16 protein-coding genes are annotated in these 20,053 nt (G+C 35.8%); 14 read left to right on the top strand and 2 right to left on the bottom strand.

Annotation, left to right across the window (positions count from 1 at the left end):
• Positions 1-37 precede the first annotated feature (37 nt).
• The 4 genes from RBU59_RS10835 to secD all read left to right on the top strand — a co-directional run bounded on the left by RBU59_RS10835 (position 38) and on the right by secD (position 4,559).
• Complete coding sequence (locus RBU59_RS10835) at positions 38-1,240, top strand: substrate-binding domain-containing protein (protein ID WP_308147884.1); 1,203 nt, start codon at positions 38-40, stop codon at positions 1,238-1,240.
• Positions 1,241-1,429: 189 nt separating this feature from the next.
• A complete protein-coding gene (locus RBU59_RS10830; protein WP_308147883.1) occupies positions 1,430-1,591 on the top strand; it encodes a hypothetical protein in 162 nt (53 codons plus the stop codon).
• Positions 1,592-1,848: 257 nt separating this feature from the next.
• Positions 1,849-2,283, top strand: a complete 435-nt coding sequence (locus tag RBU59_RS10825; RefSeq protein WP_308147882.1) for a hypothetical protein — start codon at positions 1,849-1,851, stop codon at positions 2,281-2,283.
• 113 nt (positions 2,284-2,396) lie between these two features.
• Positions 2,397-4,559, top strand: coding sequence for a protein translocase subunit SecD (secD, locus tag RBU59_RS10820; RefSeq protein ID WP_308147881.1), 2,163 nt, complete (start codon positions 2,397-2,399; stop codon positions 4,557-4,559).
• Between the two features lie 250 nt (positions 4,560-4,809).
• On the opposite strand, the gene RBU59_RS10815 is transcribed toward secD, so the two are convergent.
• Positions 4,810-5,892: a tetratricopeptide repeat-containing glycosyltransferase gene (locus tag RBU59_RS10815; RefSeq protein WP_308147880.1), complete on the bottom strand. Its 1,083-nt coding sequence runs from the start codon at positions 5,890-5,892 to the stop codon at positions 4,810-4,812.
• Positions 5,885-6,994, bottom strand: coding sequence for a tetratricopeptide repeat-containing glycosyltransferase (locus RBU59_RS10810; protein WP_308147879.1), 1,110 nt, complete (start codon positions 6,992-6,994; stop codon positions 5,885-5,887). Before RBU59_RS10810 ends, RBU59_RS10815 begins: the two co-directional genes overlap by 8 nt.
• A 288-nt stretch (positions 6,995-7,282) precedes the next feature.
• Here RBU59_RS10810 and RBU59_RS10805 point away from each other — a divergent pair, with 288 nt between their 5' ends.
• The 10 genes from RBU59_RS10805 to RBU59_RS10760 all read left to right on the top strand — a co-directional run bounded on the left by RBU59_RS10805 (position 7,283) and on the right by RBU59_RS10760 (position 19,960).
• The gene (locus RBU59_RS10805; protein WP_308147878.1) at positions 7,283-7,885 is read left to right on the top strand and encodes a hypothetical protein; all 603 of its coding nucleotides are present in this window, start codon (positions 7,283-7,285) and stop codon (positions 7,883-7,885) included.
• 219 nt (positions 7,886-8,104) lie between these two features.
• Positions 8,105-8,998, top strand: coding sequence for a GNAT family N-acetyltransferase (locus RBU59_RS10800; protein WP_308147877.1), 894 nt, complete (start codon positions 8,105-8,107; stop codon positions 8,996-8,998).
• Positions 8,999-9,014: 16 nt separating this feature from the next.
• A complete protein-coding gene (locus tag RBU59_RS10795) occupies positions 9,015-9,695 on the top strand; it encodes a response regulator transcription factor (protein ID WP_308147876.1) in 681 nt (226 codons plus the stop codon).
• Positions 9,696-9,735: 40 nt separating this feature from the next.
• On the top strand, positions 9,736-10,653 hold the full coding sequence (locus RBU59_RS10790; RefSeq protein ID WP_308147875.1) for a sensor histidine kinase: 918 nt from the start codon (positions 9,736-9,738) through the stop codon (positions 10,651-10,653).
• A gap of 195 nt (positions 10,654-10,848) precedes the next feature.
• Positions 10,849-11,517: an ABC transporter ATP-binding protein gene (locus tag RBU59_RS10785; protein ID WP_308147874.1), complete on the top strand. Its 669-nt coding sequence runs from the start codon at positions 10,849-10,851 to the stop codon at positions 11,515-11,517.
• Positions 11,518-11,552: 35 nt separating this feature from the next.
• Positions 11,553-14,165, top strand: coding sequence for an ABC transporter permease (locus RBU59_RS10780; protein ID WP_308147873.1), 2,613 nt, complete (start codon positions 11,553-11,555; stop codon positions 14,163-14,165).
• A gap of 244 nt (positions 14,166-14,409) precedes the next feature.
• Positions 14,410-16,251 carry a sensor histidine kinase gene (locus RBU59_RS10775; protein ID WP_308147872.1) on the top strand — a complete coding sequence of 614 codons (1,842 nt, stop codon included), beginning with the start codon at positions 14,410-14,412 and terminating at the stop codon, positions 16,249-16,251.
• A complete protein-coding gene (locus RBU59_RS10770; protein ID WP_308147871.1) occupies positions 16,229-17,515 on the top strand; it encodes a response regulator transcription factor in 1,287 nt (428 codons plus the stop codon). The genes RBU59_RS10775 and RBU59_RS10770 overlap by 23 nt, the downstream gene beginning before the upstream one ends.
• A 180-nt stretch (positions 17,516-17,695) precedes the next feature.
• The gene (locus RBU59_RS10765) at positions 17,696-19,069 is read left to right on the top strand and encodes an ABC transporter substrate-binding protein (protein ID WP_308147870.1); all 1,374 of its coding nucleotides are present in this window, start codon (positions 17,696-17,698) and stop codon (positions 19,067-19,069) included.
• A 66-nt stretch (positions 19,070-19,135) separates the two neighbouring features.
• Positions 19,136-19,960, top strand: a complete 825-nt coding sequence (locus tag RBU59_RS10760; protein ID WP_308147869.1) for an alpha/beta hydrolase — start codon at positions 19,136-19,138, stop codon at positions 19,958-19,960.
• Positions 19,961-20,053 lie beyond the last annotated feature (93 nt).

Below are 20,053 nucleotides of genomic sequence, written 5' to 3'. Positions count from 1 at the left end.
TTCATAAATAAATGAAAAATAATGGAGGGTTTCAAAAATGAAAAAGAAATTTTTGGTAGGTTTACTTAGTGCAGCTATGGTAGCAACCATGTTAACAGGCTGCGGAAAAAAAGCTGATACATCAGACAATTCAGCACCAACAACAGCTCCCACTCAGGAAGCAACCGCTGATGAGGGGACTGCTAAAGCAACAACAGACGATGCTGCAACTTCTGATTCAACATCCACAGGTGATATCGTAGCAAAATCTGCTTATCACTTTGAAATTGTATCAAAAGGATTTCAGTCCACTTACTGGCAGGCCGTTTATAAAGGAGCTTCTGCTGAAGCAGAAAAATTAGGAGTAACAATCAACATGGTTGGTCCTAACTCTGAATCAGATATCGCAGATCAGGTGCAGATGTTAAATAGTGCAGTGAATGCAAAACCTGCGGCAATCGGTTTAGCATCCCTTGATACAAAAGCAGCATTAGATGCAATTACAGCAGCTCAGAACGCTAATATTCCGATTATCGGATTTGATTCCGGTGTTCCGGCCGCTCCGGAGGGTGCTGTATATGCCAACGCGTCAACCGATAACTATAAAGCAGGTGCAGTAGCAGCAGACGGTATGTATGACGGTATTAAAGACAGAGTAGCAAATGCGTCCGGTCCTGTTAGAATTGGTGTTGTTAACCAGGATGCTACGTCCGAATCGATCTGTAACCGTGGTTTAGGATTTATTGATGAAATGATTACTAAACTTTCAGCTGACGGTAAAACAGCGGCTGTAGTTGGTAATGATTATTATGTACAGAATGTAAAAAGTCCTGTAGTAGATGAGAAGAGCGCTAATGTTATCATTGAAGTTAGAGTACCTTCCCAGACTACAACAGAATTGACAGCAATCGAAGCATCCACAATCTTAAATCAAAAAGACACAATTGCTATCTTCGGTTCTAACCAGACAGCAGCTGAGGGTGTTGTTACAGCTAATGATAACTTAAGTGTTTTAGGAACAGGCGAAGGCCAGATTATCGGTGTAGGTTTTGACTCTGGTTCCGTTCTTAAAGCTGCAGTAACCAGTGGAACCTTATATGGTGCTGTTACCCAGGCTCCGGTATCTATCGGTCAGAAAATGGTTGACTTACTGGTACAGGTTGCTAATGGTGAAACAGTAAGCAATGTTGATACAGGATGCCAATGGTACAATAAAGATAATATTGCCAGTGAAGAAATAGCTCAAAACTTATATGACTAATATCTACTTCTGAAATAGAATAAACTTACTAAAAAGAAGGAGCTGCTTTTAATAGAAGCTGCTCCTTCTTTTACGTATAAATAGTCCCGCGAAAGGAATGCGAGCCATTAAAAGAATAGCAAAAACGCTATTCTTCATTATTTATGCCCAAAAGCATGGGTATTAGTTTAAGATAGGAGGGGCAATACGGTGAAGAAAAGAATGATGGAAGAAGAGTATTCCGTATTAGGGGGAATACGAGTAAAGCTAACTGGTGCCTATTTAATACCGGTTGTCTTAATTGTTTTACTTGGAGTACTATCCTATATCATCCGTATTGGAGGAAACAGCTTCTGCAACGGTTTTTTTTAATTAATTTATATCAATATTGCAAAGGCAGCGTTCCTACGCTGTTATTCTCCGGTTTTCTGTGACAATACACTCATAAAAAACACGTCGCGTTTGTTGCCTGTGAACAGTAACGTTAATAAACTATAAAGTTTTTATACTATTATAATAATATTGTATAAATTATTGATATATGATAAAATAACAATGCAAAACTATGGGACAAAGCCTTAAATTATTAAAGAATCAGGAAACTGTGTGTTGTTACAGGAGGTTTAACATTGAGATACCGTTCAAAAAAAAAGAAAGAAATATCATGGCTAAAAACATTCTTATTATGTTTAGTCTTAATATTAACAGAACTTTACGCTCTTGATGTTGAAACTGAATTTCAATCATTACATACTGCTGCGATCAACAATCTTTCAACAGTTTTCTGGCATAATAAAAGAGTAGATAAAATAGCCGAGATATCAAGAAGTCTGTCGGATGAAGTGACTTCAGATATCTCGTCCGGGGCTGTGAATTTATTATCGCCCAAAATAAACTCGTTCGATTTCCTAAATTTATTAATAAAAAACAAAGGTGTTTATCCTTTTACTTTAAAAGTCTTACTTGCTTTATTACTGAATGCGTATGTAATAAGAAGGTATTTAATTCTTTTCATACATAATTCGGATGGTGAAAAAGGGGCAGCCGCAGGGTATTTAGTGTAAATACCTTATAATAAATTTTGATATTCAGATTCCGGCCGGATATTTGTCTATTAAAATTACTATAATAATTTAAACAGTATCTGAAACTAAAAACTACGAAAAGAGGATTATTTATGAAACCAGGAAAGAAAATGCTTGCTGTCATATTTATTACTATAGCGGCATTTATTTATATAGCAGGATTTGGACTAGGCAGCCGCGTAAAGGGTGTATTTGATATGCGTTTTGGTATTGATATCCGCGGTGGAGTGGAAGCAATATTTGAACCCCAGGGATTGGATCGCAAGGCTACCGAACATGAGCTTGATACAGCCAGGGAAGTAATAGAGACCAGACTTGATAATCAGAATATTGCTGATCGTGAAGTAACGGTGGATAAGAATGCCGGTTACATTATCGTTCAATTCCCTTGGAAATCCGGTGAAACGAATTTTAATCCGGAGGATGCTATTGCGGAATTAGGAGAAATGGCAGAACTTACCTTTAAGGATCCTGATGGGAAAGTATTGATACAGGGGAAAGATGTTGAGAATGCATCCCCGGAAGTTAATAAATCGAATAATATAATCAGCGGCTATCAGGTGGCTTTGCAGTTCAATGCCAATGGAGCAAAATTATTTGAAAAAGCTACTGGTGATTTAATTGGCCAGAAAATGAGTATCTATATGGATAATAATCTGATATCCAATCCTACGGTACAGACTAAGATAGCTGGTGGAAAAGCTGTAATAACCGGCCTTGGCAGTTTTGAAGAAGCAAAGGAATTAGCTGATAAAATTAACGCAGGTGCGCTTCCTTTTTCATTGGAAACTACTAATTTCTCAACCATTAGTCCGTCACTTGGGAATAACGCTTTAAATATTATGGTAATAGCCGGAATCATAGCATTTTTTATGGTATGTATCTTTATGATCAGTTATTATAAACTGCCGGGTATTATCGCATGTATTACACTGGTATTGCAAATGGTATTGCAGATGCTTTCCATTTCTATCCCACAGTATACCCTTACCCTTCCGGGTATTGCCGGTATTATTTTAACACTGGGTATGGCGGTAGATGCCAATATTATTATTTCGGAACGTATATCGGAAGAGCTAAAGAAAGGTGTTTCTGTCAGAAGTTCCATTAGAAACGGGTATAAGAGTGCTTTTTCTTCCGTATTAGACGGTAATGTTACAACCGCTATCGTTGCGGTTATTTTAATGATTTTTGGATCCGGTTCCATGTTAAGTTTTGGTTATACATTATTAGCAGGTATGGTTGTGAATCTGCTGGTGGGTGTTAACGTATCAAAAATGCTCCTCTTATCATTTGCCGATTTCCGCTTATGGAATAATGAAAAGTGGTATAGAAAAAAGAAAGAGGTAAAAATATTACCGGTTTATCAGAAGAAATATGTGTTTGCAATTATTTCTGGTATTATAATTCTCTCCGGAATTGTTGGATGTTTTGTAAAAGGGGTAAAACTGGATACACAATTTACCGGAGGTGCCGTATTAAGTTATACGGCTTCGGAGAGTGCCAATACGGATAAGATAAAGGATGCAATCGAAAAACAGACCAACAGACCGGTTACGGTTCAGATTAAGAAAGACAATATGACCGGTAAAGAAAGACTTTCGGTTACCCTTGCCGGTAATGAGGGTATGTCACCGGACGAACAAAAAGAAATTACTAAAGTAATTAACAGTACCGGAGATAAGGTTAATGCAGAACTTTCAGAGACTTATGTAGTAGAGCCATATATTGGTGCAAAAGCACTTAGGAATGCAGGAATTGCCATTGTACTTTCTTCTATCTTCATCGTTATTTACGTTTGGATAAGATTTTCCGCAATGTCAGGTCTGTCTGCCGGTATTACTGCCCTGATAGCATTGATCCACGATGTATTTGTAGTGTTTTCTGCATTTGTACTGTTTGGTATTCCTTTAAATGATGCTTTTGTAGCGGTAGTCCTCACCATTATAGGATATTCGATTAACGATACAATAGTAGTATATGACAGAATCCGTGAAAACAGAAAAAATGACAGTAAGATATCTGTAGTGGATTTGATGAATACAAGTACATCGCAGACACTTGCCAGGTCAATCAATACTTCATTAACCACTGCAATCTGCGTTCTTATTATAATGGTTGCCTCCGTGGTATTCCAGATTAATTCCATCAGGGAATTCTCATTGCCGATGTTTTTCGGTATTCTGACCGGATGTTATTCATCAATCTGTATTGCAGGTACTTTATGGGCTGGCTGGAAGAACAGAAAAGCCTGAGGAAAAGGTTTAAGGCCGTGAAATTGCAAAACTTAAAATTTGCATTTATATGACATGTAATTCATAGAATTTTAGAGTTGAATCTTGCCCCTAAAGGCAACTGAAGTTATAAAATTCGTATGAAATATATGTAATATTTAGATAGCTATATTGTTTTGCAATCACCTATATTACTAACAAACTGAGAGGGAATACTGCATTAGTTAAGAACATAACGATGTAGTATTCCCTTTTAGGTATCTTCTCTTTATTAAAGCTTCCTTTCAATGAGCTGCAGATTTTTCTTAAGCCGTTCATCGAAAGGACTGATTTCAATTGCAGCTTCAGCGTGCTGTTTGGCCCTCTCATACATTCCAAGCCGGTAGCAGCTGATGGCGGCCAGGTCGTGGGGAGTATAATCCCAGCAATAGCCCATATTTACAAATGATTTAGATTTTTCTTTGATTTTTAGTGCTTCTTCCGACATAAAAAATGCCATAGGCCAGTCGGTTTTCAGATATGCGGTTTTTGCACACTCAACATATGGATCACGCATATCCGGTGTTTCAGCAATTGCCCTAAAAAACCAGCTGTAAGCCTGTTTCAAATCTTTTAACTGGAAGTACGAATTTGCAATCCATCGCATGGCGGCACCACGTTCCTCTTTCCACACGGAGGAAGGCAGGGTAAGATACCGCTTTAAAGTATCAATACATTTTAGCCATTCGCTGTTGTACATATATTCTCTTCCCAGGTAATAAGTGACACGGCTTCCTTCCGGATCCTCATTTACTGCCAGTTCCAAAAGAGGTAGATAGGATTTTCTGGATTTTGTATTGTCTGGGTAATGGTTCAGTACCATACCGTTTATAATTACGGTTTTTAGAGGCTCTTTGCCATAGTAGCTCAGCCATTCATGGACAGGATGAATCCATTTAAACCCCTGTCTCACATGTATTTTGGAATAATACATCTGGATATCGGGAGAGCCGTCCTGTTTTAAACTCCAGTTGTAGATGTACTTACCGGATTTGGCATCCGGTGTCCAGGACTGTTCCAGATGTGTTCTCCAGCCTTTTTCAAATAGTTCATCAAGATCCGTACAGACACAGATATCAACATCAGCAGGGTCATGGTCCAGCGACAGATTACGTGCGGTGTCAAATCGCCAGGGATTAATTTGTTCCATATAAACATAAGCTCCTCTGCTTAACAATTTTTCTGTGGTTTTGTCATTGGAACCCGTATCGGTTACTACGATAAGGTCGGCCTCACTCATGGAATCCATCCATCGGTCTACAAATTTCTCCTCGTTTTTGCAGATCGCATAGACACATACTTTATACTTATTCATGAGAGGACTCCAAAGCTGCATTATATTTCATATCTATCAACTCCAGATTTCTTTTTAGACGGATATCATTTGGCTCCATTTTAATAGAGATTAGCGCATAATTATGAGCTTTTTCATACATTCCAAGCCGGTAACAGCAGATGGCTGCCAAATCATAAAGCTCATAACCCCAAGAGTCGGTTTCGAGGAGATAACTGCCTGTTTTCTCAGTGATGGCTAATGCTTTTTCCGTCATTAGGTGAACAAGGGGCCAATTGCTTTCAAGATAGCCAAGTCTCGCCAAATACAGATAGGGTTCCCTTATATGCGGGCACTCGGCAATTGCTTTAAACAGCCAACTCTGTGCTTCCTTATAATCCCCCTTAAGCTGATAGCATTTAGCTATAAAACGCATGGAAGCAGAACGTTCCTCATCCCATTTTGCCGAGGGAAGACTTAGGTGCCGCTTAAGCTCCGGAATACATTTGTCATATTGACCATAATACATATATTCTCTGCCAAGCCAAAAGGCTGTCCTGTCATCCTGGGGATTTTCTTTAGCGGACAATTCCAGCAGAGGCAGGTATTGGGACCTGGGTTTGGTAAGATCAGGTCGGTGGTTTAATACCAAACCGGGTATCCGTACGATTGACTCTTCGCCTTCACCGGTGTATTGCAATATTTCATGAACGGGATGTACCCAGCGAAAGTTTTGGCGTCTATGGATTTTTTCCATAACGGATTGCTTATTTGGGGTACCGTCCGGTTTCAGGTTCCAGGTAAAAGTATACATTGCCCTGGTATTACCTGGCTGCCACGCATCTTCCAGTTTTTCACGCCAGCCTTTTTCGAAAACCTCATCCATATCATTAGCAACACAGACATCCACATCCTCCGGAATGTGGTTCAAAGCAATATTGCGGGCAGTATCAAACCGCCAGGGATCAATGGTTTCTGAATATACGACAGCACCCCTTAAGCGGAGTTTTTCAACCGATTGATCCGTTGAACCGGTATCTGTCACCACAACCATATCAGCCTCATTAACTGAATCCATCCAGCGGTCTACAAACTGCTCTTCGTTTTTACATATCGCATAAACGCATATCTTATATTTATTCATTTGATTTATACACCTCTGTCTTTCCTTAATAGTCTGATTTGAATCAGAGTATTATATTAATAAAAAGGGAAGAAAAAAGCCGTATGAATACTCTGATTATTTATATAATATGCTGAAAGAGATTTGGGTGTTAAGCAAAGGATATTAAAAAATTAATTGAAAAACATGTTCTAATGTTATAAAATTTAACTATGTGATACAAGCTAAGTACAGAATTGATTCATAGGAAAGTAATGGATTGAAATGAATAGATTGGTTAAATGTAACAACAAAGGAAAGGATGGCCATATGGGAATATTCCGAAGTAAAAGAATCAAATTAGAGAAAGTTAATAATGAGGGCAAAGACCTTTATTTTATTGATTATTATAAATTGAATGAACCGGAGGGATTTTTAATCAATTTCATTCAGGATTACAGTGAAAATAAAAACAGTCTTTTAGTAGTTGATGCCGATAATTTTTATGTTAAAAAACATAAAGAAGCTGATAATAAAATAAATGAATTGAAGACAATACTTGACAATCATCGTATTCCCTTTAAGGAAGTAGTATCTAAAAAAGAAGTTGACAATAAGATTTTCGGCATAAAAGTACAAAATTCAATAAAAGTAAATACTTCTAAGATCGGATTGACTGCATCAGCGGATCAGCTCAGTAACGTAAGTAATCTTATAAAAGACTATAGTGTATTTTATTATATTGCTTTTGATAATATGGATTCAGAAACACTTATAAACCAATTTCTTGATACCCGCGGTAATTATGATGAATTAAGTGAATTATATGAGTCCGATATATTTAATGATGCTTATTTCCGGCGTATGAGAATCTGCAGCAAGAATGAGATACAACCAAAACTTGAAGCTATAATACAAAAATATCAAAGCTAAGTTATAAATCTTAGGTGTTCAGATACATCATTTATACCATAGATATATAAATGGATATAGGAGATGAAAATGATGCAAATTCATGAAATCGGAGAAAAAACGAAAAAATCGTTTTGATTTTTCAACGGAGGAAGACAACACCAGAAGGAATAAAAATTGAGGATTAAAAATATATGGTCAAAGGTCAGGGATAAATAAATCAACATAGGGGAAGAAATTATGGAATATAACATAAATGGAAAAACTTACAGTTTTATTAAAAATTATCAGGAGGATTCCTGTTTGCGTCAAAGTCTGGATCTGCTGACCCAGAAAACTTTTGGCGGGTTATCTTTGGAAAAGTGGTATGAAAAGGGATTCTGGAATGATAAAACGATACCATATACCCTTTTTGACGGACAAAAGGCGGCAGCCAATATTCTTGTTATCCCGTATGAATTCAGTATGGAGGGTAATACAAAAAAATATATTCAATTAAGTACGGTAATGACGGATAAAGAATACCGGAAACAAGGACTTTTGCGGTTTCTTATGGAGAAAGTATTAAAGGATTGGAAAATGAATTGTGACGGTATATATCTGTATGCTAATGATTCCGTCCTGGATTTTTATCCGAAATTTGGTTTTAGGAAAGAAAACGAATTTCAGCGAATCCTGCCATTAACAGGTAAAAAATCGGCCATCCGTAAATTAGACATGTCCGATCAGGATGATTTTAATCGATTGCTTGGCTTGTGCAGGCAGCCTAATCCATTTTCCAGGATTGATATGAGTAAAAACTATGAGTTAGTTATGTTTCATGCCATGATGGACAAAAAAGACCATATCTATTATTTAGAAGAATATAATATAATCGTTTTAGCAAAACAACAAGAAAAAACTCTCATTTGCTATGATATATACGGTTATACAGATGTTTCGTTAACTGAGATTTTATCAAAAGTTGCAGATTCTTCATGTGAAAGAGCACAATTATTATTTACCCCAAAAAATCCGGAGACCGGAGTTACTACTGTTTATGAGGAAGAAGATACCACACTATTTGTTTTGGGAGAATGTGATACTATATTTGCAATGGATAAGGTAATACTTCCGCTTACTTATCGGGCTTAATCAGTTGGAGAATACTATGAAAAAAATTTTAGTAGTAGAAGATGACAGGGATTTAAACAGGGGTATTTCCTTTTTCTTTGAGAAAGAGGGATACCAGGCCACCCAGGCTTTTAACCTAATTGAAGCAAAAAAGGTATTGAACTTGAATACGTTTGAATTTATTATGCTGGACTTAAATTTGCCGGACGGAAACGGCCTTTTGTTATGTAAAGAAATTAGGGAAAACTCAGATGTTCCGATTATTATTTTGACGGCAAGAGATTTGGAGATAGATGAAGTAATTGGATTAGAATCCGGAGCAGATGATTATATAACGAAACCATTTTCCTTGTCCGTATTAAATGCCAGAGTTTCGGCAGTTTTAAGAAGAAAGAGTAGAAAAGAAGCAGAAGAGGTGCTTATTACCAATGGAATCCGAATTAACAAAAAGACGATGAAGATCAGTAAGGACGGGACAGATATTGACTGTAGTATTACGGAATTTAAGATACTTTGTTATTTAGCGGAGAATAAAAACCAGGTATTATTAAAAAATCAGATGTTAGAGAATATTTGGGATAAGGAGAGTAAGTTTGTAGATGAAAATACGTTACCGGTAAATATACGCAGGTTACGTAAAAAAGTAGAAGATGATCCCGGGAATCCCAAATATATCAGAACAATACATGGGTTGGGTTACCTTTGGAGGGAAGAATAAACATACCGTGTACTTTGGATCAGGGAAGAAGGAAACCGATATGAAACTTATATGGATTGTAATTATCATTGCGGTTTGTGTTTGTGCCTTAACAGTACTGGCCTGCAGAATGTATGTAAATAAAACATTTGATAAAATAAGCCGGATCATCCAGAGCAGTTTAACCGGTAATACGGACCAGATAAGAGAGACCGATGAGACCAGAGAATCAAAATTTGCCAAGCAGTTAAGAAAGATATTGGAACAGGCTGACTATGAGATAGTCAAAGCAAAATCAGAAAAAGACGAAATTGCGGCCCTGCTTTCTGATTTATCCCATCAGTTAAAAACTCCATTGGCTAATCTCTCTATGTATATTGAACTGTTAAAGGATGAAAGTTTAAGCGTGGAGGAACGCCAGGAATTTGTCTCCAAGTTAAGTGAACAAAACAGCAAAATGGAATGGCTGACTAAGATGCTGATCCAAATATCAAGGTTAGAAGTAGGAATTATTGAATTTGAGGCGGTACCGGCTGATTTAAAGGAAACACTTTCCGAAAGTATCAGTCTGGTTTATGCTGGGGCGGTTAAAAAAAATATTCAAATTGAAGTGGAAGATTTTGCCGATTGTAAGCTGCTGCATAGCAGAAAGTGGACCAAAGAGGCTTTTATCAATATTTTAGATAATGCAATTAAATATTCGGAAGAAGATTCAAAAATATTGATTCGGGTAGTTCCCATGGAACTCTATACAAAGATTATGATAATTGATGAGGGAATCGGAATTCCGAAAGAGGAATATAATCAGATTTTTAAGAGGTTTTACCGGGGAAAGCAGGTCAGGGAAAAGGAAGGAACAGGGCTCGGTCTATATCTGGCCCAATTGATCTTAACGAAAGAAGGAGGATATATAACCGTATCTTCGGAAGTCGGAAAAGGCAGCAGTTTCTCTGTATTTTTATTAAACAGTAGATTATAATATTACCTGGTTCTTACAAAATTGTAAGAACTTTTTTTATATTGTCATTAGTGTGAAAGATTTTTTTGTTACACTTTATATAGTTTCATTATTATTATATTTACGGTTCTTCAGCCTTTAGGCAGGGCTGTGAATGATAATATATTTTATTAACCTTAAGACAGGCATAGTACATGCTATGCGGACAGGAGTGTTATGTGTATATTAAAAACAAAGGATTTAAAGAAATATTACGGAACTTCCCCTAATATAGTAAAAGCACTGGATGGGGTGGATATGGAGATTGATAAAGGAGAGTTTGTTGCTGTTGTCGGAACGAGCGGCAGCGGAAAATCTACACTGCTTCACATGCTGGGAGGACTAGATTATCCCACCAGTGGTTCTGTCACCATAGGAGAAAGAGATATTTCAGGCTTTAATGAAAATGAATTAACAATATTCCGAAGAAGAAATATCGGCTTTGTATTTCAAAATTATAATCTGCTTCCCATTATCAATGTCTATGAAAATATTATATTGCCGTTAGAGCTGGATGGAAACCAGGCTGATACGGATTTTGTGGAAGATATTTTAAAAACCTTAGGAATAGAAGAAAAACGTTATAATAAACCAAACCAGTTGTCCGGCGGGCAGCAGCAGAGAGTTGCAATTGCAAGGGCATTAGCGGCAAAACCTTCCATTATTCTGGCGGATGAGCCTACGGGTAACCTGGATTCCAAAACTTCCTCGGAGGTGGTGGGACTGTTAAAAACTACAGGTCAGAAATTCAATCAGACCATCGTAATGATTACACATAATGAAGCATTAGCTCAGCTATGTGACAGGATCATACACATGGAAGACGGTAAAATTATTGAGGGATAAGTGTGCCGCCGTTGGCGGCGGAATGCGAGGTAAATATGAGAAATAATAATAAAGAGATTATTCGCAGGTTATCAAGGAACAGCTTGAAAAACAACCGTATGCGTAATCTATTTGCAATTGTGGCAATTGCCTTGACCTCCCTGCTTTTTACATCACTTTTCACACTTGGCAGCGGAATGGTACAAATCACAGAGGAGCAGACAATGCGCCAGATCGGTACAAAGGCACATGGTGGCTTTAAAGCCGTAACACAGGCGGAATATGAAACCCTGGTAGCAGATCCTCTTGTAAAGGATTACGGATATGATATTTTTATAGGAATCGCCAGGAATAAGAAACTCGCAAAAAGGCAGACAGAGATTCGTTACATGCAGCCTTACAATCTTAAATTTGGTTTTATGAAATTGAAAGAGGGGGCTCTGCCGGAGGAAGAGAATGAAGTAGTACTTGATACGATTGTGCTTGACCTGCTGCAAATACCGCATAAAGTTGGGGAAGAGGTAAGACTTCAATTCGATTTTCTTGGAAAAGAGTATGATAAAAAGTTTATACTTTCCGGATGGTATCAGGGAGACCCGGTGATGGGTGCCAGCGGGGTTTATATTTCAGAGGACTTTTTAAAAGAATTGAAAAAGGGTAGAACCGATGAAGAAATACGGGAGCGATACAAAGAATATCCCACGCAGTCCGGTGAAGGTCTTTATCAGGTCAATGTTATGTTTAAAAATTCCAGGAATATTGAAAAAAATATGAGACAGGTTTTAAAAGACAGCAACCTCCGGCTGGATGATACCCATATTGGCATTAATTGGGCTTATTTAACGGAAAAGATTTCAGATATAGACATAACCTCTGTTATTATGTTGGCCGTTGCACTTTTCGTTATGTTGTTAACCGGTTTCCTGATTATATTCAATATTTTTCATATATCCATACTGAATGATATCCGATTTTACGGATTACTGAAAACAATCGGTACGACGAAAAAACAGATAAAGGCTTTAGTATTAAGACAGGCTTTCATATTGTCCCTGTTTGGGATTCCCATTGGGTTATTTTGTGGTTTTCTCATAGGAAAAATAATGATGCCGGCTCTTTTTAAAGTAACAAATGGCATCAGCACCATTGGTTTTGCACTCAAAGCCAATCCTTATATATTTCTGTTTGGAGGTATTTTTTCACTGTTTACCGTATTAATCAGCTGCCGTAAACCAAGTAAAATAGCCGGAGGTATATCTCCGGTGGAAGCACTGAAGTTCACAGAAGACAGCAAAACAAAGGGTAAGGGTAAAAAAACTACGTCAGGTGCGAAAATTTCCAGAATGGCCTATACGAACCTGGTAAGAAACAGAAAGAAAACAGCTATCGTAATCGTTTCCTTATCCTTAAGTGTAATTCTTTTAACAGAGGTTGTTACCTTTATAAAAAGTTTCAGTCTGAATGACTATCTGGAAAGCATGTTAACCGGTGATGCCATGATATTTTCCGCAGATATGATTCAATATGGACCTAATTTAAAGCTTTCTGAGGAATTTTATCAAAGTGCTTTAAGACAGGATGGTGTAAAGACAGGAAATCTGTTATATCACGATTACGGCGAGTTGAATCATACCTTGTCTGAGGAGGGATATAAGCAATTCAAGAAATTGTATCAGGAAAATAAACTTGATATCCGGGAGTACAATAAAGAAGAAGCAGAAGAAACCGCAGCAGAGAATAAACCAATCTCAGAACAGCGGTTTGCCTATGATGAAGAGCTGCTTAAGAACCTAAGAATATTGGAGGGTACTTTTGATTTAGAAAAATTCCGTACCGGAAACTATGTATTAGTAACGCCTCTATTAGATAATACAGATTCCTATTATCATCCCGGCGATATCATTACCCTGAATTTTGCAGATTCAGATCCCGGATATAAGGATATTAAGGATTCTGAGGGAAACATAATTAGTAAGGAATTAATATACACCCATCAGAAAGAGTATGAAGTTATGGCAGTCGCAGACCTTCCTTATTCCATGACGGAAAAAAGGTTTGCCTTAAATGCTTTGACTACCATATTACCGAAAGAGGAATTACTGAAAATGGATGGACTGGCAGAACCGTTTGGGGCCAGCTTTCAGGTTGAAGATGAAAAGGAAGCTTCTTTTGTAAAATTTCTGGACTCGTACACCACACAAATAGACCCAAATATGGCCTATCAAAGTAAGGAAAGTCTGCGGGGTGAGTTTACCTCCATGATGAGCGTTATTACGCTGGTAGGCTGTGCTCTTGCATTTGTAATAGCCATTATCGGGGTTCTTAACTTCATTAATACGATGCTTACCAGTGCCATAACCAGAAAACGGGAATTCGCCATGCTTCAGAGTATCGGTATGACGGATAAACAATTAAAGAAATTATTACTGTACGAAGGTTTTTATTACATTCTTTTTACGGCAGCCATCAGTATGATAGTGGGAAGTTTCCTCTCTCTTACTTTAATACGTGCTTTTAATCACATAGCAGCATATTTTTCCTATCATTTTACTATTGTACCGTTTATAGTAACCATACCGGCATTTATAGTAATTGCCCTGGGGGTTCCGTTTATAACATATCAATATATAAGAAAGTACAGTATTGTGGAACGTTTAAGGGAAGAATAAGAAAAACGTTTTATAAGGTTAAGCTGGTTAAATAAGGATTTTGTTGGAACATTTAGAAATAGTTAACGATTCTATTTCTAAATGTTCTTTTTCTATTGCAAAAGATACCGGTAAAAAATAGTATTAAAGCCCGATTGGTGATATTTGCTTGCTTTTATATGCTGCCGATTGTATACTTAAAGGTAAATTTAGCTGCCTTTCCCTCGAATACTAATATTTGTTTCTGAAAAGGATGATTCTAATTATGAAAAAAAAATCATTTACCTTAACTGCTAAGATATTTCTGATTCTTATTATATTCGCTGTTATCCCTATGGATTTGATATTAATTTTTATGAAGAGTCGTTTTGAAAATTATATTATATCAGAATTAAATGCAAGAACGGCACAAACACTTACAAAAAGTGAAGAAGATTTACATGAGACATTTGATCGGCTGTCTAATTTATCAAGTATCATTGTGTCGAGTGAATTATTAAAAAATGAATTGCAGAGTAAGGATTCTTATTTTAAAAAATATAAAGTTTTTGATGATGTTGTTTATCAGATTATGCTGAACAGTGTTTTCGATGCTAATAAAGTACAAATAACCATTATTGATAATAATCAAGATATATATTCAAACTGGGAAAAGAATTATCATGACTATACTTTTTTGTTGGATAAAGAATTTGTTAAGCAAAGTCATGATAATAAAGGGTATGTACAATGGGCTGCATTTTCGGATGCTTTTATTTTAGAAGACAAAGAAACAGATAAATATATAGGATTATCCAGAAGTATACTTAATGAAACTGTAGTTGGTAATGAGATAGGTACATTAATTATTAGTATAAGGCAGGATCAAATCAGCAAGGTCTTGGAGAAGTATGCAAATCCTGGTGATAACATTTATGTGTGTGATGAAGACGGACAGATAATATTAAGATTAGACCAGGGAAATGGAATATTACCTGAAGCGGCAAGTACTATGCCAAAAGAATATTATCAAGATGTAGTAGAAGATAAAGTAAAGTTGATCAATGGTTCGGACTACTTATTGTGTAATTATAATATCGATGCAAAATGGACCATGAATGGAAAAGAATTGAAAGTATGTTATTTTTCTGATTATCAGGATGTCATGAAGCAGTTTAGAGCCTTCACAAAACAAATGAACATATTAGTAATGGCTGCTCTTATAATATTAATTATAGTAATCTATTTTATAGCAATTATGATTGTGAAACCAATAAAGCTATTGGCACACCATATGAATCAATATGATATGAATATAGATACGTCTTATAAAGAACTGAATGTAAAGAGAAATGATGAAATCGGCCATTTAAATCGCTCTTTTTATAATATGAATGAAAACATCAAAGAACTGTTTAAGCAAATTAAAGTGGAACAGAAAGTAAAAGAACAGTATCGTATTGAGTTTCTAAAAGCTCAATTAAATCCACATTTCCTGTTTAATACATTAGGTACTATCAGATGGATGGCTATTATTAAAAAAGCTGATAATATTGTAGAAATGATAGATGCTCTTGGCAATATGCTAAGATACAGTATGGGAAAAGGAGAGGATCTGGTATCCATTGAAGAAGAAATTGAAAATTTAAAAGGATATATTAAGATTCAGAATATGCGCTATGGAAATTTATGTGAAACAAAAATCCTGGTACCAGATAATTTACTTCAATACAAAATAATACGCTTTATGCTTCAGCCTATTGTTGAAAATGCGATTGTACATGGTTTTGGGAAAAATAAAAAAGATAACATACTGGCGATTAAAGCGGATACGATAGGAGATTATTTACAAATAATCATTGAGGATAACGGAAAAGGGTTAACGGATGAGCAAATGGTTCATATAAATCAGGAGAATTGTGAAAATAGTCTGGAGGATAATCAATTAGAGTATAAAAAATTTAACAAAATCGGTATTCATAATGTAAATGAACAAATAAAAATCAGATTTGGAAATACGTATGGCTTACATTTTGAACGAGCAAATGATAGCGGTACAAGTGTTATAATAAAATTACCTTTAATAAAAGAGGATGATGAGAATTATGAAGAACGTAATGATTGTTGATGATGAGATCATGGTGCGGCTGGGTATGCAGTCAATAATTGATTGGGAAGAACAAGGATATCAGGTAGTTGCCGAAGCGGAAAACGGTCAAGATGCATTGGAAAAAATTGAAATATATCATCCGGACTTAATCTTTACCGATTTAGTAATGGATAAAATGGATGGTTTTCGATTAATCGAGGAATGCAAAGAAAAATATAACAATATACAATTTGTTATATTGAGCAATCATAATGATTTTAATAATGTGAGAAAAGCATTGCAATTAGGCGCATTAGATTATGTATTTAAATTAACCATCAATAAAGAAGAGATATTAAAAATACTGGGGGAAGTGAATCAGAAGTTAGGAAAATCATCAAATAATGAAATGGAAAGTGTCGTTCGTAAAAACAGACAAGCAATAAAAAGTACATTGATAAAAATGCTGGCTGAAAAAACATATATAGATAGAGATGAGATATTAAGAGAATTAAATATTGTTAACGTTAGATTCCCTTTTAACAAACCATACATAGTAATGATGGTTGGAATAGATGATTTTACAAGGGATGTATTAACCGGAAAAATCACCAGCATTCAGTTAACCAAATTTTCAATGGAAAATATGATTACTGAGATTTTAGAAGAACAGTTTAATATTGTAGGATTTAACTATGATGCGGAAGATGTGTTATATTTGATTGAAACGGAAGGATTTGATGATCAGGGAAAGATTTATAGTGAATTAAATCAAAAATTTCAGATCATTTTTGAATATCTAAAAAGATATTTTGATATTAATGTAACCGGAGTTATCAGTAAAATTTATAACAACATTGAAGGAATACATTATGCAGTAAATGAATGTAAAAATGCATTATACCAAAGACTGCCGGGTGAATGTGGAAAATTACATTTCTGTGATGATAATTTACGAAGTGAAATCAGGATTATTAAAGAATATATAAATGAACATCTGAATGAAAATTTAAGCATAGAGATTGCAGCAAGAGAAATAAATATGAGCCAGAGTTATTTTTCACATGTGTTTAAAGACAATATGAAAATGGGATTTACTGATTATGTTAATCGTACAAGAATTATGCGTGCCTGTGAACTACTGCAGAATCAAAATATTAAGATTAATGAGGTTGCCTTATTAGTAGGAATTGAAAACTACAACTATTTTAGTATATTATTTAAAAAAATTATTGGCATTGCTCCCAATGTATACCGTAAAAATTTTATTGAAAAAACAGAAGAAATCGGAGAAAGTATCTAAGATATACTTGTATCAAAAAATAATGATGATATTTCAAAATAAAGTGATAATAAATAAATTGTTGCATCTTTAAAAAAGTATTATTGTATAAGAAAATAGCAATTTACTTAATGGAGAATTGAAGATTGTGACTATATAATCAAACTGTATTTAAAATAATCCATCGGGAGGAGATACAAGATGAAACGTAAATTGGTTTCAATTATTTTGGTAGCAGTTCTGTGCACTTCATTACTAGCGGGTTGTGGGGCAAAAAAAGAAACAGCAGGAACAAAAGTCACTACAAATGAAGAAGCAGGAAAAAAAAGCAGTGACAAAGATATGGTGACAATTAGATTTTGGGGCGGTGTACCCCCGGAAACAGGTCCGCAGGATGTTGTTGACCGTTTTAATGAAGAATATAAAGATAAAGGTATTCAAGTAGAGTATGAGAGGTATGTAAATGATGATCAGGGAAATTTAAAACTTGAGACAAGCCTTTTAGCCGGAAGCGATATTGATGTATACGTATCTTACGGTACTTATAAGATGCAGAAGAGAGCAGAAGGCGGAATGGCGCTTGACCTTTCAGAATTAATGACCAGAGATAATTTTGATTATGAAGGCATGTTTGGCAGTGACGTGAAAGCAGATTATATCAATGGTAAACCGTATTCAATAGCAAGTGTTATTACAAAAGGTACACTTCTCTTAAATAAAGATATGTTTGATGCTGCCGGAATTGCAATTCCTACGGAATGGACTTTTGATGAATTTAGAGAGGTATGTAAAAAGTTAACCAAAGGCGAAGGCCAGGATAAAGTATATGGTATGTTCTGGAATACTCAGCAAAACATTACTGAATATTGGCTGTATCTGGCAATGCAGACTTTAGGCGGTAATCCTTTATACAAAGAAGGCGGTAAAGAAACTAATTTTGATAATGATGTACTTAAGAAAACAGCTGAATTAGTATACAATACAATGAATGTTGACAAAACAGCGCCTACCCATGTGGACAGCATAACACAAAAATTAACTCAGGAAAGTATGTTTTTAACAGGGCATTCGGCTATGATTGTCGGAAACTGGGCAATTCGCAGTGTAAAAGATAAAGAGCAATATCCCCATGATTTTGTTACTGCATATGCACCTTATCCGGTTATTTCGAAAGATCAGAGAAATTATGTATATGGTGGTTTAGGCGATGAGATCAGTATTAATCCCAAATCAGAAAATGTTGATGCCGCTTGGGAATTTGTGAAATGGTATACGCAAGAAGGTGTGTCATCGATGGCAGCAGGCGGACGTATTGCATTGTGTAATAAAGTTGACAAGAATGTATTAGCTGAATCGTTCTCAAAAGGAGCAGAGGATTTAATAGATATGGATTCTGCAAAAGCTCTCGTTTTCCCTGTAGGAGGTGAAAAACTTACGATACCGACGATAACAACCAGCTTACCGGAGATACAGAAGATACTGGCAGAAGAAACAGAAGCTTATTTTACAGATCAAAAGGATCTTGATACAGCATTTGCGGATGCAAAATCTAGATCAGATGAGTTATTAAAATAGAAAAAAGGGAGGGGGTTCCCTCCTTTTTCTATTTTCACGAGAAATCTTACAGAAAGGAAAATAACTATGATACATGAGAAAATTGATATTAAAGTCAATGATAAAAAAGCTGCTTTAGTAACATATATACTTGATAATTTTATTGAAATGGATTTAAACCGAAAGCGGCCGGCTGTTATTATATGTCCTGGCGGCGGATATAGCTTTACATCAAACAGAGAAGGAGAGCCGGTTGCCATCGCTATGAATCAAAAAGGGTTTCATGCATTTATTCTGCACTATACAACAGAATACGGGAATTTTCCGCAAGCCCTGTTAGAGTTGGCAAAAAGTATGGAATTAATTCGAGAGAATGCGGATAAGTGGCACATAGATAAAGAACAATTGATAGTCTGTGGTTTTTCTGCCGGCGGTCATTTAGCCGCCAGTTTGGGGGTTTTCTGGAGTAAAGATATCCTATATAATAAATTACATTGCCAAAAGGAAAAAATAAGACCGAATGCTCTTTTACTCTCTTATCCCGTCATATCATCTGTTCAAAACAAACATCAAGCTTCCTTTCAAAATTTATTAGGAGAGGATAAAAGTAATCTCTTGGAAATGTTGTCTTTAGAGAAACAGGTTTCAAAAGATGTACCGCCTACTTTTATTTGGCACACCTATACGGATAAGACGGTGCCAGTTGAGAATTCCTTATTATTTGCAACGGAGTTGTGCAAGTATAAGATACCATTGGAACTTCACATTTATGGTGAGGGAAATCATGGGCTAAGCCTTGGAACAGAAGAAGTAAGTACTGAAAAGTTCGAGTGCAGACCTGAAATACAAAACTGGATTGACATGTTTTCAGTTTGGGTAAAAAAATTAAAAGATATTAAAACAAATTCGTAAAATAATAATTATTTTTAAAAAAGGCGTGCATCAATAAACAGATTATTATAATAAAAAGACCATTTACTTCATGGATGTAAGTGGTCTTTTTTT

The sequence above is a fragment of the Anaerocolumna sp. MB42-C2 genome (genome assembly GCF_030913705.1).
GTDB lineage: Bacteria > Bacillota > Clostridia > Lachnospirales > Lachnospiraceae > Anaerocolumna.
Note: the sequence above shows the minus strand (reverse complement) of the source record. Positions and strands in the feature narration are given on the sequence as shown.

What these genes read in the sequence shown, in the direction of transcription:
- RBU59_RS10765 (WP_308147870.1), top strand. Translation starts at nt 17,696, where the DNA reads ATGAAACGTAAATTGGTTTCAATTATTTTGGTAGCAGTTCTGTGCACT.
- RBU59_RS10810 (WP_308147879.1), bottom strand. Translation starts at nt 6,994, where the DNA reads ATGAATAAATATAAGATATGCGTTTATGCGATATGTAAAAACGAAGAG.
- RBU59_RS10795 (WP_308147876.1), top strand. Translation starts at nt 9,015, where the DNA reads ATGAAAAAAATTTTAGTAGTAGAAGATGACAGGGATTTAAACAGGGGT.
- RBU59_RS10835 (WP_308147884.1), top strand. Translation starts at nt 38, where the DNA reads ATGAAAAAGAAATTTTTGGTAGGTTTACTTAGTGCAGCTATGGTAGCA.
- RBU59_RS10775 (WP_308147872.1), top strand. Translation starts at nt 14,410, where the DNA reads ATGAAAAAAAAATCATTTACCTTAACTGCTAAGATATTTCTGATTCTT.
- RBU59_RS10760 (WP_308147869.1), top strand. Translation starts at nt 19,136, where the DNA reads ATGATACATGAGAAAATTGATATTAAAGTCAATGATAAAAAAGCTGCT.
- RBU59_RS10815 (WP_308147880.1), bottom strand. Translation starts at nt 5,892, where the DNA reads ATGAATAAGTATAAAGTATGTGTCTATGCGATCTGCAAAAACGAGGAG.
- RBU59_RS10800 (WP_308147877.1), top strand. Translation starts at nt 8,105, where the DNA reads ATGGAATATAACATAAATGGAAAAACTTACAGTTTTATTAAAAATTAT.
- RBU59_RS10790 (WP_308147875.1), top strand. Translation starts at nt 9,736, where the DNA reads ATGAAACTTATATGGATTGTAATTATCATTGCGGTTTGTGTTTGTGCC.
- RBU59_RS10805 (WP_308147878.1), top strand. Translation starts at nt 7,283, where the DNA reads ATGGGAATATTCCGAAGTAAAAGAATCAAATTAGAGAAAGTTAATAAT.
- RBU59_RS10785 (WP_308147874.1), top strand. Translation starts at nt 10,849, where the DNA reads ATGTGTATATTAAAAACAAAGGATTTAAAGAAATATTACGGAACTTCC.
- RBU59_RS10770 (WP_308147871.1), top strand. Translation starts at nt 16,229, where the DNA reads ATGAAGAACGTAATGATTGTTGATGATGAGATCATGGTGCGGCTGGGT.
- RBU59_RS10780 (WP_308147873.1), top strand. Translation starts at nt 11,553, where the DNA reads ATGAGAAATAATAATAAAGAGATTATTCGCAGGTTATCAAGGAACAGC.
- secD (WP_308147881.1), top strand. Translation starts at nt 2,397, where the DNA reads ATGAAACCAGGAAAGAAAATGCTTGCTGTCATATTTATTACTATAGCG.